The sequence below is a fragment of the Pontibacter litorisediminis genome (assembly GCF_029360645.1).
GTDB classification, from domain to species: Bacteria; Bacteroidota; Bacteroidia; order Cytophagales; family Hymenobacteraceae; genus Pontibacter; species Pontibacter litorisediminis.
This window is the reverse complement of the sequence record NZ_JARDUA010000008.1, coordinates 107,615-134,447: the sequence shown is the minus strand read 5'-3', so window position 1 is coordinate 134,447 and position 26,833 is coordinate 107,615. Positions and strand designations below refer to the sequence as shown.

Here is a 26,833-nt window from a genome sequence, read left to right as displayed (position 1 = left end):
TATCCCATGGCCGCAACAAATACACTTCCGGATAAAAACTATACCGCCAGCCTGCAAACAGAGGTAGACGCCGCTTTTCTCTACGAACGTATCGCAGCGGCTGAGGAAGTGCCGGCCATTGCCAGCATGTTCCGGGAACTGGGTGCCATTGAGCACGAACACGCCACCAAGATGGAAGCCAACCTGCGCAACAAAGGCATAACCATTGCCCTGCCCCCGCCATCTTGGCGCGCCCGCATGCTGGACCGGATTGGGAAGATTTTCGGGTATGGCTATGTGATTGGCGTGCTGCTGGACACCGAGAAAAGCATCACCAATGCGCAACTGACGCAAAAAGAGAAAAGCCATATTCCTGTTTCGGGGGACGAGGCGAACCATGTTAAAATCCTACAGACACTGCTCAATAACAAGAGCAAGGTCACCGGCGAACACCTCTCCCGCATTGAAGGCAAGCACCGCACCATTGGCGGGAACGCGTTGCGGGCAGCCGTGCTGGGCGCCAACGACGGGCTGGTTTCCAACATGAGCCTGGTGATGGGGGTGGCAGGTGCTACTGCGGGGCAGAGCGGCGTGTTATTGGCAGGTATGGCCGGTTTGCTGGCGGGGGCGCTCTCCATGGCCTTGGGCGAGTGGATTTCGGTGAAGAGCTCGCAGGAGCTCTATGAACGTCAGATGGCCCTTGAAATGCTGGAAATCGAAACCAACCCCGAAGGTGAAAAGCGGGAACTGACCCTGATTTACATGGCCAAGGGTATACCCGAAGCACAAGCGCACCACATGGCAGCCGCTGCCATACAAGACACGGAGCACGCCCATGAAATACTGGTAAAGGAAGAGCTGGGAATCAATACCGAGGAACTGAAAGGCTCGGCTTGGGAAGCGGCCATTGCTTCTTTTATCCTGTTTGCGGTAGGGGCCATCCTACCGGTGATTCCCTTTTTTTATACTTCCGGCTATGCGGCCATCCTCCAAAGCCTGGCTTTCAGCGCGGCGGGCTTGTTTGTAATTGGCGCAGCCATTACGCTTTTCACCGGCAAAAGCATCTGGTTCTCAGGCTTCCGGCAGGTGCTGTTCGGCCTGACCGCTGCGGCCATCACCTTTGGTATCGGTAAACTGATTGGGGTGAGCATTGCAGGCTAACTACACGTATGAGAGGACTATTCCGACACATACTGCACCTACTGGCCCTGCTTTCTGTCAAGCTCCTGCTAATCGGTCTGCTGTTCATAATATGCCTGCTCGTGTTGTTCCACCTCATCCATGATGTATTCGCCGACAAGGACACTGGTTTTGATTCCATGCTGTTTGCCTTTACAGACCGTGTCACCTCCCCTGCCATGACTTGTACGATGCAGCTCACTTCCTTTCTGGGCTCAGCCCGCTACCTTGTCATCATGCCGGCTATACTTGCCTTGCTATTCTCATTTTACCGGGACATGCGCTGGAATGGGCTGCGGGTCCTTGTCATTTCCTTTACCACGTCTATGTTAAACGAACTACTGAAACACTATTATGAGCGTCCTAGACCTGTTCTTGTTCCATTGGAAATTGCAGGCTTCAGTTTTCCGAGCGGCCATACAATGAACGGAGGCGTTTTTCATGGCCTGCTCCTTTACATCATCTGGACTACTGTTAAAAACAAAACCTGGCGATGGGTACTGTCGGTATTTTTCACACTGACTGTGATACTGGTAGGCTTTAGCCGCGTGTATCTGCGCATGCATTATGCCACTGATGTTGCAGCGGGATATCTAATAGGCGTACTTTGGCTGACTTTGTCCTTGTACATGATGAGTAGGTTAGAGCACTTTTATGTAAGCAAGTATAAGAAGCGCGCAAATAGCAAGGCCATGGCGGCAGCTAAATCACAAGTGTAGCGCTCACACCTCCTAACCTGAGATCCGGTTGTGGCGTGTTCAGCGACCGCCGCTCTTTGTGTATCCTCCACTGCTGACTGACATGTCATAGAGGTAACTCGCTCCTTTCGACGACAGCTAACTTACCACGGGGCATGAACCTGAATTCTAGGCCATATACGTTCGCCACGGAAAATACTGAGGCCGCGTGCAGAGGGAAGCAAAGTATGGCCTGAGGCATAGGGGCCACCAAAGTAGTGGTTTTCCTCTGTGTCGCTGGGCCTGTAGCGGTGAAACTGGTTTTTAAGCGTGCGCCGGTCATGCCTGCGCTGACAAGTATGCTTCCTAGCGATACCAGACCGGCTCTCTGCCGCTTCACATCCTTCAAAACCACTCCGCCGGCAGAGGCAGCTCCGGCAAGCAGCGCCAGACGCCCCTGTCGCCCCACTGACAGCACAACAGACGATAATGAGTTAGACGTTAGCGTGCAATGGCTTTGGGACAACTGTGTAAAGTTTCATTGCTCCAAAGGTCGCCACCCAGATTCCGGCACCTGCCAGGAACACGGTAGCTCCTTTGGCTAACGGCGCTTTGGTCACAATTGCTGCTGCTGCGCCGGGAAGCTCCATACCTCCATGTAAAAACTAAGCGGAAGTAGTACCTGGCTGTGGGGATAATACCTGCGTGCAGCATCACGAGGGTAAGAAAGAAGTATAAAAACAACAGGCAACCTATGTTACCAACCTTATGAAGAACGTTATCCTGGTGCCATAAAAATAACTAAAATCCGGGGATCGTGAGATTTAAATCCGTGCTGATGATAAAGGCCCGATGCTACTAATTGCCGAGACGTACTTCTATGCTTTTGAAAAGCGTCTTGTACTTCGAGAACGGCAGTCCAATCTTCCCAGTACCGGTTAAAGGAGAATAACGAATACCTAAACCAGCCTTGTAGCTTCTCATCCCGGGCAGGTCATTGTTGGAGGTATTTATACCTGCTTAAACATCTGTTTCTTAATTTTTAGGTATTGTAGAGGTGCAATCGGAGGAGCTATGCCACTCAAACCAGGAAGTCTACCTTAATTTGCACGTTCTCTGCATCCGCAGGTGATAACAGCATTACCTCCACCTTTTCGCTTTCATGAAAGTACCTGGCAATGCCTTTGATAATACCCACTGCAACGCCAGCCATCCTGCGTTTTGACGAGTACTCTATCATGAGTCGGTTTGCACTTTTTTTTGCTACCAACAGTTTCGGTGGATTGGCTCTCCTGTCCTCCCTTCTAACAGCACTGTGCATTGCATCCTCTGTATTAATCAGCATTTCATAGGTACGCCACTCTGGTTGAACATAACTGCTGTACATCCGCATCAGGTCAAGCACCATAAACTGACCGAACTGCTCCATCAAATCAAAAACAGGCTGTTCCGCTGACTCGCTCAAACAGCTGAGAATGGCAAAAATCTCGTGGGTGGGATACATCTCCTGCATTCGAAAGGACATATGGTCAACGCCTGACTCTTCCAGCAGGTCAATCCATGTGCTGCGGTCATAGGTGCTTACGACAAATCGTTCGAGCAGTACAAACATGGAACCGTGCATGAGGTGTGATGCGTCACTTTGTGCTTTCATACGGAGGTATATTGCGCTGCTGATACCAAATTATAATAATATAACTTAATAATTACAATTAAAAACAAAAGATTTTACATCACGCCACAACTATTTGTTTGCTATGCGCTTGATCGGAGTTTGATGTGTCGCTACATGCACCTAACGATAAAAGGTACTTCCATTTACAGTAGCTATCATTTTGTTACCCTACTGATGGGTGAAGGTGTATCAAGAGAATACATCATTTTTTTCAAGTGTTTAACCCTTTTAATATCCGTCGTATTGGCATTGCCTTTATTGAAAAGAGATGTACCATAAGGATGAAGCTTTTAGGTGCTGTCCTCGTAGAAGAATGCCACCGTCACTTCAACCACCCAGTTCTGGTTGATCATGCCTGCCAGCACCCTCTCTCCCTATGTTTTCTTCAATTACCCGGTAAGGGCAACCTATCAAGGGAGAAGCGCTCAAAGAGCAGTTCCCTGTCCAAAACCACTTTTTCCTCCGTCTTTACCTGCATCACGTCCCTTACCTTTTTGTCTTGACTTCCAATTAGAAATACGATTTTCTGTCACTAGCTAGCTCTTTCTCCTCGAGCCGGTAATCGATGAGCGGCTTGAACGCTGCACTGCCACCTACTCAAAGTGCTCTCCGATCACGTAGAAAAACATCATGCACTCCCTCTTTGAGTTCTACTGCGGCTCATAGAGATCACTGCAACAACCTTTGGTATTTTAATTAACCACTTCCGCTACGATGTATTTTTTAAAATAATAGGAAGGTCATGATAAAGTAAAAAAGCCGGCCTTATGGTAAGCTTCTAACAAACGGGCAAAGGCTGTATAATCCGGGAACACTCTTAGAAGCCATGCGTTAACCAACTAACCATTGTTGGCAATCAGAAACACTTGACTTAAATGTTATGATGAAGAACGTGGGAACCACAAATCGGTTTGACAGGTCTGCGTTAGGAGCGGGCGTAGCAGCTCTTAATACCACAAAAACGGTTAAAGGGCCTGCAGCCACTGCCATTGGTGACTTGGCGACCGTCTGGGCGCTTACAGAATCCGTAGGGCGTTGTCCTGCATATGATGTAGCCAACTTCGACACCCTATAACAGGCATAAGCGATAGAACACTAAAAGAAAGATAAGCTATGAGTTATCACTTAAGTAAGAAGTTAAACAGCTCTTTTGAAGAGGCCACCACCAAAGTAAAAGAAGCCCTGCAACAGGAGGGCTTCGGCGTGATTAGTGAAATAGACCTAAAAGAGAAGTTTAAAGAAAAGCTGCAGGTAGATTTCAGAAACTATAAGATTCTGGGTGCCTGCAACCCAAGGCTGGCGCATCAGGCTATTCAGCAGGAAGCTAACATTGGCGTTATGCTGCCTTGCAATGTGTTGCTGCAGGAGCATGAAAACGGAGAGGTGGAAGTAACCGCTATCAATCCGATGGAAACCATGGCTGCCGTAGATAACCCGAATCTTGCTCCATTAGCAGAAGAAGTGAGCCAGAAGCTGAAAACTGCGATCAACAAGCTCTAGCGATTCCTTAACTATAAAATATCAGAAGGCTGTGCTGACAAGTGCAGCCTTTTTTATTACCTGGCTGCCTGTCATTCGAGAATCTGTGGCTTGTGTAACCAATGTCACTGAACCAGGGCAGGCCAAATACCACCTTTGTATCGATCAACTTAAGAAGCATGACTATGAAAGACTTCTGGAATGACCGCTACAACCAGGAACAGATGGTATACGGTGCTGAACCAAATGAATTTTTCAGGGAGCAGCTCCAGTTCCTGCGGCCCGGAAAATTATTGTTGCCTGCCGAAGGGGAAGGTAGAAATGCGGTGTATGCGGCTCTGAAAGGCTGGCAGGTAACAGCATTTGATTTCAGCGAAGCCGGTCGCAAAAAGGCCATGGCACTGGCAAAACAACGTGGAGTACCCCTAAACTACCAGGTAACCGATGCAGCGCAATTCTCCTGTGAGCCTGAGAGCCAGGTGGCGGTGGCACTGATCTATGCTCACTTTCCGCCTGCGCTGCGCCAGCAACTGCATCAGAAGGTAATCAACTGGCTCACACCCGGTGGCACTGTGATACTGGAAGCTTTCCACCCATATCAGTTGAGCTATAGCTCCGGCGGACCAAAAGATGAACGTATGCTCTATACCGCCGAAGTGCTACAGGATGACTTCAAACTGCTTGACATAAAGTTGCTACAGGAACTGGACATACACCTGCATGAAGGACCTTACCACAGCGGAGCGGGCTATATAACCAGAATGGTAGCTCAAAAGAGGACAGACAATCAAGAGAATAGAAATAGCAAAACTAAAATGTAAAGGCTGAAAGCCACTACTCAAATGAAAGATAAATTGAACGTCATGGTGCCGGTAGACTTTACACCGGTGTCTTTTAGAGCCATTGAATTTTTGGCTTTCCTGATGGATAAAACGCCCATTAACACGCATTTGGTGCATGTGATAGAAATAAACTCCGCTGAATGGGCCGGTTCTGTAGCTGCATCAGAAACAGTAAACAAAAGTGAGCTAAAGCAAAAGCAGGAACTGGCGGAGCAGATGTTTGCAGAGCTGAAACAGCACGCGGACTTCAGCTTTACCAGCGAAGTGCTGTTTGGTGGGTTAACTACAACGCTCGCTACCTATGCCAATGCTCAAAGCATTGACCTGGTGATTATGGGTACAGATGGCGCTGCTGGCTGGCTTGAGAAAGTATCGGGCTCAGAAGCGCAGCATGTGGTCAGGTATACGAACATTCCCGTCATCACCATCCATAAACATGCGGCCATCACGCCTATCCAACACCTGCTATGGGTGGCAGACTTTAAAGCGGAAAAACAACCAGAGAAAAGTGTAGTAACGATAAAAATGCTGCAGCAGCTCTTTGATGCAAAGCTGCACCTGTTGCAGATCGTTGACCAAGAAGATGAAGCCAAAGCCCAGCAACTGAAATACAAGATGCGGGTGTTTGCGGAGCAACTGAACTTGCAAAACTACGAACTGCACCTGCATCACAACTATAAGGTTCCGGCCGGTGTCCGCAGCTTTAACGAAGTATCGGAAATGGATCTGGTGCTGATCGGTACCCATGGTAGAAAAGGCATCAGTCACCTCTTCTACGGTAGTGTCGCTGAAACGCTGGTGAACCACTGCATCCGCCCTTTGATGACCTATCACCTTAACTAATATCCTTTCTCTTCAATGTGCAGCGCAGGCTGCACATCTTTTTTACACTAAACACAATGCGTAACAGATTTACCCTGGCGGCTATACTGGCAGCCAGTATGAGCTGGGGTACGGCTTCTGCCCAAAAACATCACGAAACTTATCAACCAGATACTGTACAGGTAAACAGCGTGCAGGAGCTCTTTACAAAAGGTACCGTGCACGGGCATGTGCGGAATTATTTCATGGCAACCTGGAACCACCGCGAACTTTCTGATAACTATGCCAATGCCATCGGTGCCGAGATAGCTTATAAAACAGCTCCCTTCCATGGTTTCAGAGTGGGGGTTGCCGGGTTGTTTACCTACAACTTGTTCTCATCTGGCATGGCACATCAGGATCCTGTAACAGGTAAGTACCCTAAGCTGGAACTGGAGCTCTTTAATGTAGAAGATCCGGAAAATAAAGCCGGCCTGGACCGGCTGGACGAACTGTACCTGGAGTATAAAGTAGATTGGCTGCACGCGAAAGCTGGCCGATTCAGCTTTACCTCGCCCCTGATGAATCCGCAGGATACACGCATGAAGCCTTACTCCTTTCAAGGTATCAGTCTTCAATTTCCAATACAAGAAAAAGCACACCTGACACTTGCCTGGTTTGATCATTTCTCACCCAGAAGCACGGTAGAGTGGTTTAAAGCGGGTGAGTCCATAGGTACGTTTCCTGTAGGTGTTGATGCATGGGGCAATCGATCAGGTTATACACACCATACTGAAACCAAAGGTGTTGCTGTAACAGGTATACAGGTAAATACAGGGGCTGTTAAGCATAGCTTTAATGCAGAAGTATGGAACTACTGGGTCGAGAATGTATCGAACACCAGCTATGGCCGGACAACTATAGAAATTATACCGCAAGTAAAAGCAGGTATAGAAGGCCTTTACCAGGTGCAGGCAGGCAACGGGGGCAACCCGGAAGAAGCACTTGCCTATTTCCCGAATCAGCAACAATGGCTGGTAGGCACTCAGCTGGCTTACGAGACCGGAACTTGGAATACATCGCTAAATTACCTGCACATAGATGGGCAGGGGCGCTTCCTGTTTCCGCGGGAATGGGGCCGTGAGCAGTTCTTCGCCACACTCTCCAGGGGCCGAATGGAAGGCACAGGCAAATCAGACTTACTAGCAGTGAAAGTAAAAAAACGCTGGTCAGACAGGCTATCCTTAGAAGCAGCTGCTTCTAAAGCCTGGATGCCTGGCCGGGAGAACTATACACACAATAAGTATGGAGCTGTTCCTTACATAGGCTGGTTAGCTGACATAAACTATAGCCCAGCAAAACCAGTGCTGAAAGGCCTGAGTTTTCGGCTGCTTTATGTTGGAAGAACATCGCCGGGTACAGACTTGCCGCTCGGAGCCATGTACTACACTACCAACTTCCATAATCTAAACTTTGTCACGCAGCTAAACTTCTAGGCTACCTGTCGCATGGGCATCAGCGTTATATTTTGTGCCTAGCTCTTACGCCTCCAGCCATATCAAATCATAAGTTTATACAGTACAATAAGTTGTGTGACAAACATCACTGAACTTGGGCAGCCAAAACTTTATTTTTGTATCAGGAAGTTAGTTCAACCATAAGATAGCAGAGAATCTATGAAAATTAAACAGTTTGAAGACAAGGGCTTAGCCCACTATGCATACGCCATCTTGAGCGAGAGCGCAAAGGAAGTAATACTGATTGACCCGGCGCGCGATCCGCAGCCATACTATGCGTATGCCAAAGAGCACCATGCAAAAATTGTAGGTGTGATAGAAACGCACCCGCACGCCGACTTTATAAGCTCGCACCTGGAGATACACCAGAAAACCGGTGCAACCATTTACACGCATAGTATGGTGGGGGCCGACTATCCTCATCAGGCGTTTGACGAGGGTGCAGAACTACAGCTAGGCGAGATAAAACTGAAGTCGCTGCACACACCAGGCCATTCCCCCGACGGCATCAGCATTGTGCTGGAGCATGAAGGAAAAGATAAAGCCGTGTTCACTGGAGATACCTTATTTATCGGTGATGTTGGTCGCCCGGATCTGCGCGAGAGTGCCGGCAACGTAACTGCCAAGCGCGAAGAATTGGCCCGCCAGATGTACCACAGCACCCGCGAAAAGCTGATGCAGCTGGCCGACGATGTGGTGGTATACCCAGCACACGGCGCGGGCTCGCTTTGCGGCAAAGGCTTGAGCGATGCCAACAGCAGTACTATTGGCGACGAAAAGCTGGGCAACTATGCCCTGAAGCCAATGAGCGAAGACGAGTTTGTAAAAGTTTTGACAGAAGACCAGCCCTTTATACCAAAATACTTTGGCTACGATGTGAGCCTGAACAAGCAGGGCGCACCTGACTATAAACCTAGCGTGGAGGGCGTGGTAAGGTTGGAAAAGAACTATAAGCCGGAAGATGGTGCTATAATCGTGGATGCCCGCAGCGAGAAGGTTTTCAAGCAAGGCCACTACAAAGGTGCGATCAACATCCAGAACGGCGGCAAGTTTGAGACCTGGCTGGGCAGTATCGTTGGTCCTAACGAAAGCTACTACCTGATTGGTGAAAGTGATGAGCAGCTGAATGAGCTGATTGCCAAGGCTTCTAAAATCGGGTATGAGTTGTTATTAAAAGGGGCTTTCGTGTACGACAAGCAGGATGGCGAAGAGAGCGGCAGGTTTGAAAGAGCTTCTTTTGAGGCGCACAAAGACGACTACACGATCGTGGACATCCGCAACGCCTCCGAAGTTAAGGCTGGCAAGTTCTTCGACAACTCGATTAACATTCCACTGCCTGAGCTGCGGGAGAGGGTAAACGAGATTCCGACCGACAAGCCGGTGGTGGTGCACTGTGCCGGCGGCTACCGCTCCGCAGCAGGCAGCAGCATTGTAGAGGCTGCCCTGCCAAAGGTGAAGGTGCTCGATATGAGCGAAGCTGTCACAGAGCTTAAAAATAAATAACCTAAAATAGGAGCTCCTGCCCACAAGGGGCTCTTACTTACCTTAACTATACCAACAATCATGAACTATAAAGATAGTTCCGGAGAAGAGCTTAAAAAGCTTCGTGAAGAACAGCCAGATGCCACTGTAGTGGATGTTCGCACTCCCATGGAGGTAAGCCAAGGCAAAATACCGGGCGCGCAGGTCGTAGACCTGATGGATGCCCAGTTTCCGCAAAAGGTGGATGCACTGGATAAAGACAAGCCGTATGTGTTATACTGCCGATCAGGCAACAGAAGTGCCCAAGCCTGCAACTATATGGCGGGGCAAGGTTTTACAAAACTGTATAACCTGAGTGGTGGCATTGGTAACTGGCCTTATGATACTGAATAAATTATCGCTCGGTACCGGTTTAAAACTGGTGTTGGGCATGTTTGCTGGCGGCGTACTAGGCTATCCTATCTATGCTTTCTTCGGGTGTGACGGTAGTTGTGCCATCAGCTCCAGTCCTTTTAATAGCAGCCTATACGGCACTGTCGTGGAAGCTTTAATTTCCAGGATGTCTACTTAGACTGACAGAAAAATAGTAAGACGTACACATACTGTCTGTGCTCATGAAGTGCAGGCAGTGTGTGTATTTACGCCAGTCCTGCCCCTGGAGCATTACTCGCTTTACCGCTATCATGTGTGACTTAAATCACAGACGAATGCTACGTATAATGCTTCCTTTGTAAAGCAAGGCAGCTTCCTGCTCCCTAAGGGTAAGGAGACTGCATTTGATGTATATAAACAGGCTAAAAGGCATCAAAATAAACTCTCTTTAGTTAAGAGAAACTAATTACTATGGAAAAAGAAAAGGTAAAAGTTTTGATAATTGGTTCCGGCCCAGCCGGGTATACTGCTGCGATCTATGCTTCCAGAGCCGGCCTTAACCCTGTATTGTATCAGGGCTTGCAGCCCGGTGGTCAGCTGACCATCACAAACGACGTGGAAAATTACCCCGGCTACCCGGACGGCATCAATGGCCCCCAAATGATGGAAGACTTTAAACGACAAGCAGAGCGCTTTGGTACCGATGTGCGCTATGGCATCGCTACTGCTGTCGACTTTTCTTCTAAGCCCCATCAAGTAACGATAGACGATCAGAAGGTAATAGAAGCCGAAGCTGTTATTATATCTACAGGAGCATCCGCCAAGTGGCTAGGACTGGACTCTGAGGCACGTCTGAATGGCAACGGGGTATCGGCATGTGCCGTGTGCGATGGTTTCTTCTATCGGGGACAGGATGTGGCCATCGTTGGTGCGGGAGACACGGCGGCTGAAGAAGCAACGTACCTGGCCAACCTAGCAAACAAGGTATACATGATCGTGCGCCGTGATGAAATGCGTGCCTCTACCATTATGCAGGAGCGTGTAAAGAAAACTCACAACATCGAGATTCTTTGGAATACAGTAACAGAAGAAATTTTAGGCGAGGATACTGTGGAAGGAATCAGAGTCAGAAACGTACTCCATAATGAGATGCGGGAGATACCTCTGAAAGGGTTCTTTGTGGCCATTGGCCATAAGCCTAACGCTGATATTTTTGCTGATTACCTGAACCTTGATGAGAATGGTTACATTCGTACCATACCAGGCAGTACCAAAACCAACATCGACGGGGTGTTTGCCTGTGGCGACGTACAGGACTTTACGTACCGCCAGGCTGTAACGGCAGCTGGATCAGGCTGTATGGCGGCCCTTGATGCGGAACGCTACCTGGCAGCGTTAGAGTCAGCGCATGCAATAGAACAGGATCAGGATACAACGCTTAGCTTATCTGAAAAGGCATGATGAAGACTCTAAAATATCAACTGCTGACTGGCTGGCACCTGGCCCGCTGGATTCGTCTGGTACTTGGCGTAGCCCTGCTGGTACAGGCTATCATGACGAGCGATGTGCTGGTTGGTGCATTTGCCATTTTGCTTTTAGGGCAAGCTGTTACAAATACAGGCTGTTGCGGCCCATCGGGCTGCAGTGTACCACAACCAAAACAACACTCAAAGGATACCACCGGACCTATTGCATAGGGATAACGTTAAGGATAAGATATGGAAAGTCTTGATAAAGAAGCGTTACTGCAGAAGTTCTCACAGTTAGAGCAGTCCCTATTGGAAGAGATACTGGCACAAAGCACCTTTAAGCACCTGGAAGAAGGTGAAGAAGCGCTGCGCACCGGCCAGTACATTAAATCAACTGTGCTGCTTTCTAAAGGCCTGCTGAAAGTGTACCGCGAAGACGAAGAAGGTAATGAGTTTTTGATGTACTACCTGGAACCGGGGAATGCCTGCGCCCTTTCCATGATGTGTACCGCCCGCAACGAACAGAGCCAAATCATGGCGAAAGCAGTGGATGCATCCGAGATTATACTGATACCATCGCACCTGTCGGAGCTGTGGCTGGCCAAGTATAAAACCTGGCATAACTTCGTGATCGCTTCTTACCGCCAACGCTTTGAAGAGCTCCTGCAAACACTGGATAGCGTAGCATTTAAAGCCTTAGACGAGCGACTTATTTTTTACCTGCGACGCCATGTAAAAGTAAGCGGAAACGAGGTAAAACTATCGCACCAGCAGATTGCCAATGAGCTCAGCAGTTCCCGGGAGGTAATCTCAAGGCTCCTGAAAAAGTTAGAGCAAACCGGGGCAATCACGCTGCATCGAAATTACATTGAAGTACATGACCTGGATATAGTCTAAAAGGAAAGACAAAAGCAAAAGGCGACCTGAGAGTTTATCAGGTCGCCTTTTGCTTTTAAATTTTACAGCAAATACTCCTGTGTGACAACAGTCACTGTACTCCTTTCAGCGTGAACCTACCTTTGTGTCTGAAATCAATATAAAACCTTAAGAAATGGAAATACTCGGATACATCGCAGCCATGCTTATCGGCCTGTCTTTGGGCCTAATTGGTGGAGGCGGCTCTATTCTCACCGTACCGGTGCTGGTATATTTGCTGGGCCTGAGCCCGGTTATATCTACGGCTTACTCTCTGTTTATAGTTGGCCTTACTAGTTTAGTAGGTTCTTATAAATTCTACCAAAAAGGACTAGTCAGCATGAAGACGGCTGTCGTGTTTGGTATACCTTCCATTGTGGCCGTGTACCTGACACGCCGCTACCTAGTGCCGGCCATACCTGAAAATCTATTCACGGTAGGTGACTTGGCTGTAACGAAAGGCGTGCTATTAATGCTCTTGTTTGCCGGACTGATGGTGTTTGCTTCGATATCTATGATCCAAAAGAAAAAAGAAATACCAGTTGAACCTGCCGATGTAGTAGACGAGAATATTGACACCGAACTGGACGTGGAGCATACTGATCCAAAAGCTGCGCACCCAAAGCCAAAGTTCAACTATGGTGGTATTTTGGCTGAAGGTCTGGTAGTAGGCACGCTCACAGGGCTTGTAGGGGCAGGTGGCGGATTTCTGATCATTCCGGCATTGGTGTTGTTCAGTAAACTCGACATGAAAATGGCCGTGGGCACATCGCTGCTTATTATCGCTGTTAAATCCCTATTTGGCTTTATCGGGGATGTGTTCAACTATGAGATTGACTGGCTATTTCTGGGCATTTTCTCCACCATCTCTATTGCCGGTATCTTCATTGGCACCTATCTATCCACTAAGATCCATGCCGATAAACTGAAGACTTCTTTCGGTTGGTTTGTGCTCTTGATGGGCATCTACATCATCATCAAAGAAATATTCTTCGCCTAAATCCCGCAGCGTGATATAAGTCACAGACACAGGCTATAGTAATTCCGAAATTTGTAGTGTCATCAGTAATAAGGGTGACAAGAAACTTAGAAAAACAAAATCTATAAAATCAGCTACCATGAAAGTAGAACAGATCTATACCGGTTGCCTGGCACAGGGCGCTTACTACATCGAGAGCAACGGCGAAGCCGCCATCATTGATCCGCTGCGGGAGGTAAAACCATACTTGGAAAAAGCGGAGAAAGATAACGCCTCCATCAAGTATGTGCTGGAGACACACTTCCACGCGGACTTCGTTTCAGGGCACGTGGATTTGGCGAAGGCCTCTGGTGCTACCATTGTTTTCGGCCCGAATGCCAAAACGACCTATGATGCCTACATTGCAAAAGACGGGGAAGAATTAAAGGTAGGTGATGTCGCTATAAAAGTGCTGCACACCCCGGGCCATACGATGGAATCTACCACTTATCTGCTGAAAGATGAAAACGGGAATGACTATGCGCTCTTCTCGGGAGATACCTTGTTTATCGGTGATGTGGGACGTCCGGACCTGGCCGCTAAATCTGACCTGACACAAGACCAGCTGGCAGGGCATCTGTACGACTCGCTGCGCAACAAAATCATGATGCTGGCAGATGACGTGATCGTTTACCCGGCACACGGGGCGGGATCGGCTTGTGGTAAGAACATGAGCAAGGAGACAAGCGATACGCTGGGCAACCAGAAACAAACGAACTACGCCCTTCGTGCCGATATGACCAAAGAAGAGTTCATTAAGGAAGTGACAGATGGCCTGACACCGCCGCCAAGTTATTTCCCACTGAACGTGCAGATGAACAAGGAAGGCTACGACAACATTGAAAACGTACTGGAGCAAGGCCTGCAGGCTCTATCTCCAGAAGCATTTGAAACAGCAGCCAACGAAACCGGTGCCTTGGTACTGGATACCCGTAAGCCGGAAACCTTTGCAGCTGGTTTCATCCCGAACTCCATTAACATCGGTATTGATGGCAACTTTGCTCCCTGGGTTGGAACGCTGATTCCGGACATCAAGCAGCAAATATTGTTGGTTACGGAAGCGGGACGTGAAGAGGAAGTGGTGACGAGGCTGGCCCGCGTAGGCTACGATTATACGATAGGTTACCTGAATGTTGGTGTGGATGCCTGGAAACAGGCTGGCAAAGAACTGGATACTATTAACTCTATTTCAGCAGAGACATTTGCACAGCGTTTTGAGCAAAATAATACCATTAAAGTAGTGGACGTGCGCAAGCCGGGTGAGTTCCAGGCAGAGCATGTGGAGACAGCACTAAGTGCCCCGTTGGATTACCTGAACGAACACTTAGCCGAACTGCCGAAGGATGAACTGATGTACCTGCACTGTGCTGGTGGCTATCGCTCCATGATTGCTGCTTCTATCCTAAAAGCCAGAGGCTACGAGCATGTTGTGAACGTGGAAGGTGGCTTTAAGGCTATTGCGGAGACCAATGTGCCTAAAACAGCCTTTGTTTGCCCGAGCACACTAAAGTAATTTCTTATAGTTAAAGACGCTTGAAGCGCTGGCGCAGTATGATGCTGCGCCAGCCTTTGAGTTTTAAAGAACTTCCCTTCCCTGCGTGACCAAAGTCACAGACAAGGGCTGCGATTTTCCCGACCTTTGTACTATCATATAATTTCATCACGCATACAAAAGACTAAGAGCCATGTTTAACATATTCGGATCAAAACCCAAAAACTACGAGAACCTGGACGGGAATACTTTCAGAACCAGGTACCAGAACGCTGTTAAAGCGGAGCTGCTGGATGTGAGAACAGCCGGTGAATTTACTGGCGGTTCTATAAAGGGCGCTAAAAACCTGGACGTGACTTCTTCCCAGTTCCAGCAGGCGCTGAAGACCATGGACAAGGACAAAGAGTACTTCGTGTTCTGCCGCAGCGGCAACCGTAGCGGTGCTGCCTGCGACATCATGAGCAAAGAGGGCTTTAAGGCCTATAACCTGGCTGGGGGCATTAGTGCCTGGCCAAGATAATAACAGACAAAATGATAGGGCGGAAATCCTAAAACCGGCTCCTGCCCTATCTTCTAAACCTAAACTAAACGAGTAAGTAATGTTAGAATTTTTGAGCCAACCATGGCCGTGGTACACTTCGGGTATTGTTATCGCCTTTGTTATGGTACTGCTGCTGTTCTTTGGAAAATCATTTGGTGTGTCGGCCAACCTGCGCACCATCTGCTCCGCCTGTGGTGCAGGCAAAAATGTCAAGTTCTTTGACTTTGATTGGCGTTCTCAGACCTGGAACCTATTATTCTTGGTGGGCGCCGTATTAGGTGGCTTCATCGCATCAGAATTTCTTTCAACCGGCGAGGTGGTGCAGATCTCACAGGCTACTGTTCAAGACCTGCAAGCATTAGGCTTTTCGGCGCCTGATGACCTACAGCCGGAAGAAATCTTTAGCCTAGAAGCTGCTTTTACGCTGAAAGGTTTCCTGGTTCTGTTGCTAGGAGGATTTGCCATCGGGTTCGGAGCCCGTTATGCCGGGGGCTGTACTTCAGGCCACGCGATCAGTGGGTTGTCTAACCTGCAGCTGCCCTCGCTTATCGCTGTTATAGGTTTCTTTATTGGTGGTCTGATCACTACCTGGATCTTGTTACCGCTCATTTTCTAGAGAAGCACCCATTAAACAGCCATTGTTAAAATAAAGAATTATATACCGTGAGAGGATTAAAATTTATAATTGCCGGCATCTTGTTCGGTATCGTGATGAGTAAATCGGAAGCCATATCGTGGTTCCGTATTCAGGAGATGTTCCGCTTCCAATCGTTCCACATGTATGGCATCATAGGTACTGCCGTAGTACTGGGCGTAATTATTACCTATGTGATCAAGAAATATAAACTACGCGATTACCAGGGCAACCCTATCGTCTTTACACCGAAGGAAATGTCTATTCCGCGTTACCTGATTGGTGGTACCATCTTCGGGTTAGGCTGGGCACTGACAGGGGCCTGCCCGGGACCAATGTTTGTCAACATCGGCTTCCAGTACTGGTCTATCTTGATAGCAGTAGGTGGCGCCATAGCCGGCACGTACCTGTACGGCGCTATCAAAGACAGACTGCCACATTAAGAAATTGGCTAAAAGTTGAGTGTTTCGTGAAAGTCACGGGCCAGAGTGCTGGTGGCTTTTTGACATACATAGTTTAGCAAATTAAAATTATTCAATCGCCATGATGCAACCATCGGAAACAAAGCTTGGGTTACGGGAGAATACAAGGCAGTTCTGGCTGTTGGTACTTGTAAATGGCTTTGTGGGTGCGATGGTAGGCCTAGAGCGCTCCGTGATACCGGAGTTTGCTGAAACAATTTTCGGAATTAACGGGCACACGGCGCTTTTGTCGTTTATAGTAGCTTTTGGCCTGGCGAAGTCGGGTGCTAACCTGTCGATGGGCAAGCTGGCTACAAAGTATACGCGTCGGCAGTTGCTGCTGATCGGTTGGCTGTTTGCCCTGCCCGTGCCCTGGTTGCTATGGTATGCCGATGCCTGGTGGTGGGTAATTTTCGCAAATTTACTATTGGGTATCAACCAGGGATTGGCATGGTCGGCCACCGTGGTGATGAAGATTGACCTGGTAGGTGAAAAGAACCGTGGCCTGGCTATGGGCATCAACGAATTTGCCGGTTACCTGGCAGTTGGTATGGTGGCGTTTCTGGCAGGCTATATCGCTTCTTCCACCGGCGAAGTCACCTATGCATTTATTCCGGGTATTGCTTTCTCCATGATTGGTTTGCTGCTGACCGTGTTCCTGGTGCGTGATACGCATAGCCATGTACAGACGGAAACGAAGCAAACCAGTATCCCGCTGCTGCGCAACATTTGGAAAGACACCACCTGGCAGCATAAAAATTTAGGTTCTGTTACGTTGAATGGTTTTGTGAACAACCTGAACGATGGCATCCTTTGGGGGCTGTTGCCGGTGCTACTGAGTACGAAGGGCTATTCCTTGACCGAAACTGGTTTACTAGCTGGTATATACCCAATCGTGTGGGGATTGGGCCAACTGGTAACAGGTAAACTGGGTGATGTGCTTTGCAAAAAACAGCTGCTCAGTATGGGGATGATAATACAGGGTGTGGCGATAGGCTTGCTTTTATATGCCGGTTCCTACCCTTTTCTGGTAGCTGCGCTCGTTATACTGGGTGCAGGCACGGCTTTGGTATATCCTAACTTTTTATCTGTAGTAGCAGAGAATACGCACCCGAGCCAACGGGCACAGAGCCTCGGCATTTTCCGGTTCTGGCGTGATTTTGGTTACGTTGCTGGTGCCGTTGCTGCCGGCGTATTCGGCGACCTATTCGGACTAGAAGCTGTTATACTTGGCACCGCCATACTTACCGTGGGGGCAGGGTTATTATCAGAGTACAGGATGTGCTGCAGCAAAAAGCTGCTCTGGCATAGTAAGGAATGTAGTACTAACTTTGTTAAAGCTGCCTCACCGTATCCTCTGAAGGAAAATAAAGCAACAATGACTTCTGTCTACGTTCCTTCATAAACAGATACTGGAGCGCTTAAAAAGTACATGAAAAACTACCTGCTGTTATTTGTAAGCCTTACGCTACTGCTCTTCACGTTGCCGAAAGACAGCAGCATGCGCAGCGTTGCACAGCAAGTAGCGCTGAAAAAAGACTGTCAGTACAGCAAGCGTTTCGGTAAAAAGCCTTGTGCAAAAAAATGCCTCAAACACCAGATACACCCTAATCAGCAAAACAGCGCAGCAGGTATAGCTACAGATTGCGTTCAGCAGGTGTATGCTGTCGTAAATGAGTTGTATTCAGAGCGATTTATTCCTTTGTCAACTAAACAGAGTTTTACTCTTCCATATACCCGGAAGCACCTAGCTCCTGTGCTCGAGTACGACCCTGAGCCGCCCCGGCATTCTTAAAATACACTTCTACCCATTGCAGCAACAACTCAACTGATTACAGTAACAGTTGGTGCTGTCCTACCTATACTTGCCAAAAGGTGAGTTGCTACAGGTATGTTTATACTTTATCTAACAAGTTATTTTAAGAAAATCAAAACGTATGGAAACTACTCCAAAACAAAAAATATCATTCCTGGTGCTGCGTAGCCTGGGCAGCCTGATTTTTATCATGGCTGGTCTCAGCCACTTTATAAAAACTGCCGGTGCAGCTGCCAGATTAGAGAAGGCACCGTTCGCACACCTGGCCACCTGGATGGCACCTGCCGAAACGCTCATCATCCTTTCAGGCGTTGGCCTGCTTCTAGGTGGCATCATGCTGCTGGTCGGCTTCAAGACAAAGCTGGCTTAAAATACACTTCTACCCATTGCAGCAACAACTCAACTGATTACAGTAACAGTTGGTGCTGTCCTACCTATACTTGCCAAAAGGTGAGTTGCTACAGGTATGTTTATACTTTATCTAACAAGTTATTTTAAGAAAATCAAAACGTATGGAAACTACTCCAAAACAAAAAATATCATTCCTGGTGCTGCGTAGCCTGGGCAGCCTGATTTTTATCATGGCTGGTCTCAGCCACTTTATAAAAACTGCCGGTGCAGCTGCCAGATTAGAGAAGGCACCGTTCGCACACCTGGCCACCTGGATGGCACCTGCCGAAACGCTCATCATCCTTTCAGGCGTTGGCCTGCTTCTAGGTGGCATCATGCTGCTGGTCGGCTTCAAGACAAAGCTGGCTTCTTCTGGATTGCTGGCTATCCTCATACCGATTACGCTGACCGTGCAGGTAGGCAGCGGAGACTATGGGCCTTTGTTCAAGAACGTGGCGCTGCTTGGTTTGCTCATTTTCTTTATCATAAATGGCGCATTGTACTATAGTGTAGACACGCTCCTGGAGCAGAAAAAGAAAATCATGACGATCTCTGTACGAAATAACGGTTACGTGTCGCTAATAGCTCTTGGGCTGATGGGACTATTTGGGTCCTGCGCCACGACAAGTGCTCCAAATAACATGCAACAGGATATCTCTCATATTACTGCAAGTACAAACTATGCCGTGCTTATTAGCCAGCCAAATCACTTAAAAGCAGCCGTGAATACGGCGGAGACGATTATTAAAGACAGCAAGTATAACCGTGAAGCCTTTGTGGTAATGGCTTGCGGAAAGTCAGTAGAAGCCTTTAAAAAGGATGGTACGATGGCTGCAGAGATAGCGAAAGGCAGCGCTGCCGGGGTGAGGTACATCCTCTGCGGCATGTCGCTGAAGCAGTTCAACATTTCTGCTGCGGATCTGGTGGATGGTGTGGAAGTCACGCCGAATGGCCTGACCTTCATGTTTGACCTTAAGCAAAAAGGCTATACGACTGTGGAACTTTAGTCACATAGTATCCTGAAAGATTGGGCTAACTTAGCTACCTTAATGCAATAACTTTATGAATAAGAAGAAATTTTCGATAAAAGACTTACCCGGCTGGGCGGTGATGCTAGTCGTTTTTGGATTTTTATACCTTACCGGTCTACATACCGAGGCCATTGGCCAGGTACAGCGTGTATTACTGGCTACGGGCATTAAAAATGCGGACGTGCCGGAAACATTACAGGACCCGGATGCTACAGCAGTTGTAGATGCGGCTGCCGTGGGCAGTTCAGAAATGGCCGGATCCGGCTTTCAAATGGTAGATCTGCAAGGCAAGCAAGTAGCCTTTGAAAGCCTGAAAGGCAAGGTGGTGTTCCTGAACATCTGGGCTACCTGGTGCCCGCCTTGTATCGCGGAGATGCCTCACATCCAGAAGCTTTATGACAAGGTAGGCTCTGATAAAATTGCCTTTGTGATGCTGTCGGTAGATGAAGGAGGCATGGAGAAAGTGAAGAAGTTCGTCGATAAGAAAGACTACACGTTCCCAGTGTACATGCCGGCTAGCCAGTTCCCGCAAGAGTTTTACTCGAATGCCATCCCTACTACTTTTATCATCTCGCCGGAAGGCAAGATTGTAGCCAAGCAGGAAGGTATGGCCGATTACAATACACCGGAAGTGGTGGAGTTCCTGCAGGGGATGGTGAAAAAGTAATACCTGCAAACCATACGCCTATTTTACGAGAAGTGAACTTTGCGTATGGTTCAGGATGCCTTACAAGAGTTATTCTTCCAACCTATAGAATTTAGCTATTCTTACACTTAAACAAGCAAATTATGAAACTGAAACTGATTATGCTGGTGCTGGTGGCTACGCTGGCAGCGCCTATATTCATGGCCCAGGCACAAACAAAGTCACAAGCTAAAAAAACGGAACAAACGTCGCAGCACAAGATTGTATACGATCTGTCGGTGGCTGACACTACGATGCATGCCGGTTTGATGAGACAACTCAACAATATCAAGCGTGGCTGGCCGGATGCACAAATTGAAGTGGTGGTACACGGCAAGGCACTCAACCTCCTGGTTACTGGAAAATCAACCCAAGCCAACGCCATAGAAGAGCTACAGGCCAAAGGAGTAGTTTTTGCCGCTTGCCAGAATACGATGAAAAGAGCTAAAGTAGAAAAAAGCCAACTACTGCCTGACGTGCCTACCGTACCAATGGGGATTGGTGAAATCGTAACTAAACAGGAAGAAGGTTGGAGCTATATTAAGTTTTAAACGGCAGTACCTCATAAAAAGAAAGCCCCGTAGTCAATCGATTACGGGGCTTTTATTTTAGTGTGCAACTATACTTAGCGTTTGATGGTCACTTCGCCCATATTAGCTGGCATGTCTACTGTCTTCATCTCCTTTAATTTCTGCATGATGAAGTCGGTTAAAAGCTGTTCTGTCCTGTTGATGCTCTGCCCCTTGCCTATTTCATTGAAGTTGTGCAGCCCGGTTAAGAAGCCGTTGTGGGTGACAATCCTATAGCTTTGGTCATCATTTATAGGCTGGTTTTTAATTTGGACCTTGCTGATTCGTTGTCCGACTGGCTTGGTAAGGTCCATTTCATAGCGAATGCCAGCTGTCTGAATAAGACCACCCACCGCTTCCAGTTTGTTAGCCGGCTTTAGGTTTTTGGCTGCCTGCTCCAGTGTCAGCTGCAACTGCTTACCTGTCATGGTCAGGGTTACTATATTAGATGGATGTGGCAACAGCTTGCATATTTCTTCACTTGTCACTGGGCCTGGCTTTAAAGAGATCCCATAACCTACTCCCGGCATGATGGCCACATCCCCTTTGAAGCTTTCGAGTAACAGATTACCTACTAACTTGTCAAAGGGGCTTTCAGATTTATACTGACGCCCGATAGTTGCCTTGCTTTCCACCACATGTTCTTGCAGCTTATCCAAGTGTGGTTTGCGCTGCTGGTTTATCAACGCCTGCATGGCTGCATCAGGCTGCACCTGCTCGTTCCAGAGCCAATGATGATGCGTTTTCACATCAACCAGTTTTCGGTTTGTGACTATCAGTTCAGTTTCGCCCAATACCGCCGCGTCAGACATCGCCTGCACCACATAGGTCTGCCCTATCTTCTTTCTTGGTTCCAGTATGTCGTGGCTATGAGCTCCTATGATCAGGTCTATACCTGCTACTTCACGGGCCATTTTGTAATCCACCGCCGTCCCTTCATGCGAAAGCACCACCACTATGTCGGCTTTTTTCCGGAGCTCCGGCACATAGGTTTGCGCAACTTCCTGCCCCACCTTAAAACTGAGTCCTTTCACGTTGTCTGGATTACCGGTTTTAAGTGTGTTGCGGTAGCCAAGCGCCAGAATCGCCACCGTAATCCCATTCTTTTCTTTGAGGATATAAGGCACTCCGAAAATGGGTTGCTGCGTGTTGTCATCCGTAATGTTGGCTGCCCGCATCGGGAAGGTTGCCATTTGCTCCAGTTCCCGCGTGCGCTGCAAACCATAGTCAAAATCATGGTTCCCGAGTGCCATCAAATCATAATTCACCGCATTCATGAAGCGAATCATGGCTTCTCCTTTCGTCAGGTTGCCCAGCTGGTCGTCACTAAAGGTATCGCCCCCATCAACCAGCAGCACATTATCTGCACCTTTGTCTGATCGCACCTTTTTAACAGCGCTGGCCAGGTAGGCAAAGCCCCCTATCCTGGCTGCTTTATCGAACGTGATAAGCGTGTCACGACCAGCGTCACCGGTTTGGGCAGTAGCGTTATCCGTAGTCGTCAGGAAAGGCATGTAAGAGCCGTGCATGTCATTGGTATGTAATATGCTGATCGATTTCTGGTCTTTTTCTGCCATTTCGTTTGCAGCCGTTGATGCTGGGTTAGAGTTTGTACAGGCGCCGGCAAGTATAAGTGGCGCCATCATAAAGGGTATTCTTAAATGCATGCTTAACTTCATCGTACTATAGTTTAATCGGTGAGATTTATACAGCCGTGAACGTGCCAAGCAGGTCAGCACGGACAGGTGAATGATTATTGAGGTATTGCTTCATGGCTGCGATAGCCTTTATACCTGCGTCGGCGCGGTTGGCGCCATACTTTTTCGGCACGCCCTGTTCTGTCACGAAAGCGGCTTTATACGTTCGATGTAAGTCCAGTTCTTCGTCGCTCACAAAAAGCTTTTGGATACGGGTGCCTTTGGGTGCTTCTATTTTTATAAAGGCCCTTAAGCCCATACACCGTTTTACAAAGCCACCTTGCTGCGCATAGGGGTCTGATGAAAACGTTTTCTCCAGGTTCTCTTCCAGCATGTCCTGCAGTTCCTGCCCCGTCAGTTCCACCGTTTGTATCGGCGGATTCATGGGAATGATGTTGTAAAGGTCGTTCAGGGTAACAGGCCCGGGAACAATAGGTGCTCCGTAACGCCAGCCGTTCGAAAAAGCCAGCTCTGCTCCAGTTGCGTGCAGCATGCTTTGCAGCAGGAAATTATCCATGGTAGATTCCAGGATGTTATTCCGGTCCAGCACCGTAGCTGTCTCCCCCACTCTCTGCTTTAGCTCTTTTCTATAAGGCTGAACAGCTTGCTGCACCAACTCCTGCATTTTGCCATCAACAGGTAATCGGTCTGAGACTTCTACCAGCTCATGTTTATAGCTGGAAATTCTGCCATTCTCTATGGTCAGATCCAGCCGCCCCAGGAAGGAACCATGGCAACCGGACTCTATCACAATCGTTTGCCCCTGTTTTACAGCGTTAGGTGTACGGTAATGGGTGTGGCTACTCAGGCATATATCCACACCTTCCACTTCTGAAAGCAGCTTCATGTTTTGCGGGAAGCCGAGGTGAGAAATCAGAACAATTAGATCAACCTTTTCTTCCTGCCTTAGCTTTTGAATATAACCGGGAAGCTCTACGTTACCCAGTGTAAAGTAAATGCCTTTGCTGAAATGGGGTGGCATGGTCTTATCAACGATGTTACAGGCTATCCCAATCACGCCTACTCTTACCCCGTTCACCTCAAGTACCACATAGGGCTTGTATACTAGATTATCTGTAGCTTTATCATACACATTGATAGCCAGCATGGGAAAGTTGAGCATCTCTGTCAGTTTCCTGAACTGCTCCGGACCGTAGGCAAATTCCCAATGTGCCGTCATGGCTGCCAAGCCAAGTTCGTTCAGCACAGGTACCATCACTTCCCCTTTCGAAGCAACAGCCGGATAGGTGCCGTGAAACGTATCTCCACAATCCAGTGCCAGCACACCTTTTTGCTCTTTTCGAAGCTGTTTTAAATACCCTGCTATCTTGACAAAGCCACCTGCTTTTCGATATTTCGTTGTACCACCTTCCCAGAACATTTCCTGGTGGGGCTCCAGGTAGGCATGCGTGTCGTTGAGCTGAAGAATGGTGAAGTTCATTTGTTTTTCCATAGTTGAGGAGGTAAGGCTATTCAATTAGGTTTATCTAGCTGTGTCGCCTTTAAGTTTAGTATTTTAAAATAGACGGGATTAAGTAATCCTGCTAACCTGTTAAACCACATAGTAAACTGCCAGCAGAGAGCCTGTCGCCACAACCAGCCAAAGCACCACTCCTTGCAGGAATGGCCTGATACTAATGGTTCTGAGCAGCGACATGCTGATGCCTGCACCCGTTAAAAATAAACTGATGATCAAGCCTTTTCGGGCTAGCATGGTCAGCCAGCCAAACACTTCGCTCAGGCCACTCAGAAAAGTGCTGAACAAGGACGCTACCAGAAAGAAAAGTATAAACTTCGGGAAGCTTGCTTTGCCTTCAGACTTAAACAGAAAGCCTGTAATCAGTACCATCGGGAGTATCCACAGCGCACGCGTGAGTTTGAGTGTGGTAGCAATCTCGAGTGCTTTTTCACCGAACTCCGTGGCAGCCCCCACTACCGAACTGGTATCATGTATGGCAATAGCGGCCCAAACCCCGAACTGTTCCTGCGATAGATGTAGCTGATTGCCGATGAACGGGAAAACAAACAGAGCCAGCGCATTCAGGATGAACACCACACCCAACGCTACAGAAATCTCCTTTTCTGATGCTTTGATCGCCGGGGCAACGGCGGCAATGGCGCTTCCCCCACAAATAGCCGTACCAGCAGAAATAAGGTGATTCAGCTTTTTCTCAACGCCTAGCAGTTTCGCCAATAGTAAACCGACCATCATAGTAGCAATAAGCGAGATGGCCGTATAGAAGAAGCCTGTTAAGCCGGTTTCAACTACCTGGTATAGGTTAATACCGAAACCCAATCCTACTACCGAAGCTTGCAGCGCGTACTTCGTAAACTTGCTCAGCTTTGCCGGATAAGGGTTGCCGAAAATCAGGCCCAATACAATACCTGAGAATAGAGCGAGCGGCGCACCAATAAGGTCTGTTATTACAATCAGTAACAGTATGAGCCAGAAAATGCCCAGTTGAATAAATCTTTTGTTTGAAATATCCACGGCTTATTTTGTTTGTATCCCTGCTGATTTGAGTGCATCAAACCCTACTGTGGCGTTGTAAATGTTATTGAAAAGATGGCGCTTCATGACAGCTGTGGCACGGCTACTTCTGTTCCCGGATTTACAGTATAGCAGGTAGGTAGCGGCTGTGTCCAGTCTGGCTATTTCCTGTTCGAAATCCGGTGAAGTATAGTCTATGTTAATAGCGCCTTCCAGATGGCCGTCCTGAAACTCATAAGGTGTTCGCACATCCAGCACTATAATATCCTGATCAGACGCAGTGAGTTGTTTTACTTCGGTGGCATTTAAGTTTACTTTTGTACTACCTGTTTCCTGCTGACAACTGCTAAATCCAAAAAGGAGCACGAAAGCAATTAGTTTTACTACATAGTTCATAGGCATAGTTTAATTTTAAGCTTCTAATAAGTCTATCGTTTGCAAGTACACACATTGCTGCCTGAACCAATGTGACATTTGTCACAGTTAAGCTCATGCTCTTTCGCTTGTTTTGTGAAACAGCACAGCAGCACTGTGTTATAAACTATAAAGCCATTACTTGAAGTACTACCTGCACATATGGGCTATTTTGATGTTAATCCTACATCTTTCGACGTTGACCCTTATCAGCTTCGTGCCAGGAGAGCGTGCGGGTGTTTCTATTAGGAAGGTGTGTCTGAAGAAAGAAGCTCAAAGGCAGATAGCGGCATCGGCAGATAAAATCCTAAATTTAAAGCAGCTGCTTAATAAAGCACCAAATACAGAGGACGAGCAGAAAGATGAGACTGTTGAACATTGTTCAGTAAAGCTGATTAGTACGGCAGCCGCTGATGCCTTTGTGTTTATACCCCTATACCTGGCCTGCCAAAAAGCCGGGTTCAATCCGATAAGCTACCACTCCCCCAGCAAATTTTTAGAGCCTCACCCGCCCCGGCTCAGCTAATTCTTACCTTTTGGATTACTGCACCGTTCCCAACCGGTGATCACCTCTGTGGTAAGCAGTTTACTTCCTTTAGCTGGAAAACACACCTGCTAGCGAGGGTCTGTGCCACCCTTGCATCGGCATGCAGTAACCTTCCACCTCCTTAGGTGGTGCTATTGCGAGAAAGTGATACAACAGGCTTTCCGCCATACGATACTATTATCCTAACTATTCAAATGATATGAAGTTGATTCAACTATCCGCGCTTTCGTCCTATGTGCTTTTGCTTATGTGGCTAACGAGCGGTACAAGCTTTGCCCAAAGCCTTCCCCCGCTTACTGCCACAGAAAAAGCTGACCTGCAACACCACCAGACCTATGCCTTTTTAGCCAAAGAAGCCAGGCATATTAAAGGTGCCTGGGAGACCTATCAGCAACTTAAGAACGCTGGTGTACCGGTGCAGCACTTTGAAGTGATTGCCATCGGAAATGCGGTGAAGAGCATTACCGCTGAACAGGAGTTAGGCAAGTTCATCGAGGAAAAGTCAGATGGCGCCTTCAGCGTGACTGTTTGCCAGATTGCGCTGGACAGATACCAGATAGATAAGAAAACCCTGCCAAGCGCTGCCGCCGTGATTTCTAACGGCTATATCCGCTTGTACCAACTACAGGCAAAAAAATACCTTGTTATCCAACCTTAACA

The 26,833-nt window shown here is 48.0% G+C and carries 30 protein-coding genes; 25 read left to right on the top strand and 5 right to left on the bottom strand.

Annotated features, from left to right (window positions below; all coding sequences use genetic code 11):
* The first annotated feature begins 6 nt into the window (after positions 1–6).
* A complete protein-coding gene (locus PXG97_RS19245) occupies positions 7–1,140 on the top strand; it encodes a VIT1/CCC1 transporter family protein (protein WP_276499463.1) in 1,134 nt (377 codons plus the stop codon).
* A gap of 8 nt (positions 1,141–1,148) precedes the next feature.
* Positions 1,149–1,877, top strand: a complete 729-nt coding sequence (locus PXG97_RS19240; RefSeq protein ID WP_276499462.1) for a phosphatase PAP2 family protein — start codon at positions 1,149–1,151, stop codon at positions 1,875–1,877.
* Positions 1,878–2,916: 1,039 nt separating this feature from the next.
* Here PXG97_RS19240 and PXG97_RS19235 read toward each other — a convergent pair.
* Positions 2,917–3,489, bottom strand: coding sequence for a heme NO-binding domain-containing protein (locus PXG97_RS19235; RefSeq protein ID WP_276499461.1), 573 nt, complete (start codon positions 3,487–3,489; stop codon positions 2,917–2,919).
* 901 nt (positions 3,490–4,390) lie between these two features.
* On the opposite strand from PXG97_RS19235, the gene PXG97_RS21515 reads away from it, so the two are divergent.
* The 21 genes from PXG97_RS21515 to PXG97_RS19135 all read left to right on the top strand — a co-directional run bounded on the left by PXG97_RS21515 (position 4,391) and on the right by PXG97_RS19135 (position 21,006).
* Positions 4,391–4,585, top strand: coding sequence for a YgaP family membrane protein (locus PXG97_RS21515; protein WP_420851824.1), 195 nt, complete (start codon positions 4,391–4,393; stop codon positions 4,583–4,585).
* A 38-nt stretch (positions 4,586–4,623) separates the two neighbouring features.
* Complete coding sequence (locus PXG97_RS19230; protein WP_276499460.1) at positions 4,624–5,010, top strand: DUF302 domain-containing protein; 387 nt, start codon at positions 4,624–4,626, stop codon at positions 5,008–5,010.
* A 101-nt stretch (positions 5,011–5,111) separates the two neighbouring features.
* Positions 5,112–5,810 (top strand): class I SAM-dependent methyltransferase, encoded by a 699-nt coding sequence (locus PXG97_RS19225; protein ID WP_276499459.1) that lies wholly within the window; start codon positions 5,112–5,114, stop codon positions 5,808–5,810.
* A gap of 21 nt (positions 5,811–5,831) precedes the next feature.
* On the top strand, positions 5,832–6,674 hold the full coding sequence (locus PXG97_RS19220; protein ID WP_276499458.1) for a universal stress protein: 843 nt from the start codon (positions 5,832–5,834) through the stop codon (positions 6,672–6,674).
* 56 nt (positions 6,675–6,730) lie between these two features.
* Positions 6,731–8,128, top strand: a complete 1,398-nt coding sequence (locus tag PXG97_RS19215; RefSeq protein ID WP_276499457.1) for a porin — start codon at positions 6,731–6,733, stop codon at positions 8,126–8,128.
* A 180-nt stretch (positions 8,129–8,308) separates the two neighbouring features.
* On the top strand, positions 8,309–9,652 hold the full coding sequence (locus PXG97_RS19210; protein ID WP_276499456.1) for an MBL fold metallo-hydrolase: 1,344 nt from the start codon (positions 8,309–8,311) through the stop codon (positions 9,650–9,652).
* 60 nt (positions 9,653–9,712) lie between these two features.
* On the top strand, positions 9,713–10,024 hold the full coding sequence (locus PXG97_RS19205; protein WP_276499455.1) for a rhodanese-like domain-containing protein: 312 nt from the start codon (positions 9,713–9,715) through the stop codon (positions 10,022–10,024).
* 450 nt (positions 10,025–10,474) lie between these two features.
* Positions 10,475–11,464 (top strand): thioredoxin-disulfide reductase, encoded by a 990-nt coding sequence (trxB, locus tag PXG97_RS19200; protein WP_276499454.1) that lies wholly within the window; start codon positions 10,475–10,477, stop codon positions 11,462–11,464.
* A complete protein-coding gene (locus tag PXG97_RS19195) occupies positions 11,461–11,700 on the top strand; it encodes a hypothetical protein (protein ID WP_276499453.1) in 240 nt (79 codons plus the stop codon). The genes trxB and PXG97_RS19195 overlap by 4 nt, the downstream gene beginning before the upstream one ends.
* Before the next feature lie 21 nt (positions 11,701–11,721).
* Positions 11,722–12,369 (top strand): Crp/Fnr family transcriptional regulator, encoded by a 648-nt coding sequence (locus PXG97_RS19190; RefSeq protein ID WP_276499452.1) that lies wholly within the window; start codon positions 11,722–11,724, stop codon positions 12,367–12,369.
* 154 nt (positions 12,370–12,523) lie between these two features.
* On the top strand, positions 12,524–13,387 hold the full coding sequence (locus PXG97_RS19185; protein WP_276499451.1) for a sulfite exporter TauE/SafE family protein: 864 nt from the start codon (positions 12,524–12,526) through the stop codon (positions 13,385–13,387).
* A gap of 118 nt (positions 13,388–13,505) precedes the next feature.
* On the top strand, positions 13,506–14,918 hold the full coding sequence (locus tag PXG97_RS19180; RefSeq protein ID WP_276499450.1) for an MBL fold metallo-hydrolase: 1,413 nt from the start codon (positions 13,506–13,508) through the stop codon (positions 14,916–14,918).
* A gap of 172 nt (positions 14,919–15,090) precedes the next feature.
* Positions 15,091–15,417: a rhodanese-like domain-containing protein gene (locus tag PXG97_RS19175; protein WP_276499449.1), complete on the top strand. Its 327-nt coding sequence runs from the start codon at positions 15,091–15,093 to the stop codon at positions 15,415–15,417.
* A 79-nt stretch (positions 15,418–15,496) separates the two neighbouring features.
* Positions 15,497–16,054 carry a YeeE/YedE family protein gene (locus PXG97_RS19170; protein WP_276499448.1) on the top strand — a complete coding sequence of 186 codons (558 nt, stop codon included), beginning with the start codon at positions 15,497–15,499 and terminating at the stop codon, positions 16,052–16,054.
* A 47-nt stretch (positions 16,055–16,101) separates the two neighbouring features.
* Positions 16,102–16,515, top strand: a complete 414-nt coding sequence (locus PXG97_RS19165) for a DUF6691 family protein (protein WP_276499447.1) — start codon at positions 16,102–16,104, stop codon at positions 16,513–16,515.
* Between the two features lie 100 nt (positions 16,516–16,615).
* Positions 16,616–17,938, top strand: coding sequence for an MFS transporter (locus PXG97_RS19160; protein ID WP_276499446.1), 1,323 nt, complete (start codon positions 16,616–16,618; stop codon positions 17,936–17,938).
* Between the two features lie 27 nt (positions 17,939–17,965).
* Complete coding sequence (locus tag PXG97_RS19155; protein WP_276499445.1) at positions 17,966–18,328, top strand: hypothetical protein; 363 nt, start codon at positions 17,966–17,968, stop codon at positions 18,326–18,328.
* Between the two features lie 142 nt (positions 18,329–18,470).
* Positions 18,471–18,719: a DoxX family membrane protein gene (locus PXG97_RS19150; protein ID WP_276499444.1), complete on the top strand. Its 249-nt coding sequence runs from the start codon at positions 18,471–18,473 to the stop codon at positions 18,717–18,719.
* A gap of 142 nt (positions 18,720–18,861) precedes the next feature.
* Positions 18,862–19,746, top strand: a complete 885-nt coding sequence (locus PXG97_RS19145) for a DoxX family membrane protein (protein ID WP_276499443.1) — start codon at positions 18,862–18,864, stop codon at positions 19,744–19,746.
* A 55-nt stretch (positions 19,747–19,801) separates the two neighbouring features.
* Complete coding sequence (locus PXG97_RS19140; RefSeq protein WP_276499442.1) at positions 19,802–20,437, top strand: TlpA family protein disulfide reductase; 636 nt, start codon at positions 19,802–19,804, stop codon at positions 20,435–20,437.
* 122 nt (positions 20,438–20,559) lie between these two features.
* A complete protein-coding gene (locus PXG97_RS19135) occupies positions 20,560–21,006 on the top strand; it encodes a DsrE family protein (protein ID WP_276499441.1) in 447 nt (148 codons plus the stop codon).
* A 74-nt stretch (positions 21,007–21,080) separates the two neighbouring features.
* Here PXG97_RS19135 and PXG97_RS19130 read toward each other — a convergent pair whose 3' ends face one another.
* From PXG97_RS19130 to PXG97_RS19115, 4 genes are all read right to left on the bottom strand, one after another.
* The gene (locus tag PXG97_RS19130; RefSeq protein WP_276499440.1) at positions 21,081–22,691 is read right to left on the bottom strand and encodes a bifunctional metallophosphatase/5'-nucleotidase; all 1,611 of its coding nucleotides are present in this window, start codon (positions 22,689–22,691) and stop codon (positions 21,081–21,083) included.
* Between the two features lie 37 nt (positions 22,692–22,728).
* Positions 22,729–24,174 (bottom strand): bifunctional metallophosphatase/5'-nucleotidase, encoded by a 1,446-nt coding sequence (locus PXG97_RS19125; protein WP_276499438.1) that lies wholly within the window; start codon positions 24,172–24,174, stop codon positions 22,729–22,731.
* Between the two features lie 99 nt (positions 24,175–24,273).
* On the bottom strand, positions 24,274–25,212 hold the full coding sequence (locus PXG97_RS19120) for a YeiH family protein (RefSeq protein ID WP_276499437.1): 939 nt from the start codon (positions 25,210–25,212) through the stop codon (positions 24,274–24,276).
* Between the two features lie 3 nt (positions 25,213–25,215).
* Positions 25,216–25,608, bottom strand: a complete 393-nt coding sequence (locus PXG97_RS19115) for a rhodanese-like domain-containing protein (RefSeq protein WP_276499436.1) — start codon at positions 25,606–25,608, stop codon at positions 25,216–25,218.
* A gap of 160 nt (positions 25,609–25,768) precedes the next feature.
* Here PXG97_RS19115 and PXG97_RS19110 point away from each other — a divergent pair, with 160 nt between their 5' ends.
* Both PXG97_RS19110 and PXG97_RS19105 read left to right on the top strand, forming a co-directional pair.
* Positions 25,769–26,152, top strand: a complete 384-nt coding sequence (locus PXG97_RS19110; RefSeq protein WP_276499435.1) for a hypothetical protein — start codon at positions 25,769–25,771, stop codon at positions 26,150–26,152.
* Between the two features lie 220 nt (positions 26,153–26,372).
* Positions 26,373–26,831 carry a DsrE family protein gene (locus tag PXG97_RS19105; protein WP_276499434.1) on the top strand — a complete coding sequence of 153 codons (459 nt, stop codon included), beginning with the start codon at positions 26,373–26,375 and terminating at the stop codon, positions 26,829–26,831.
* Positions 26,832–26,833: the final 2 nt, after the last annotated feature.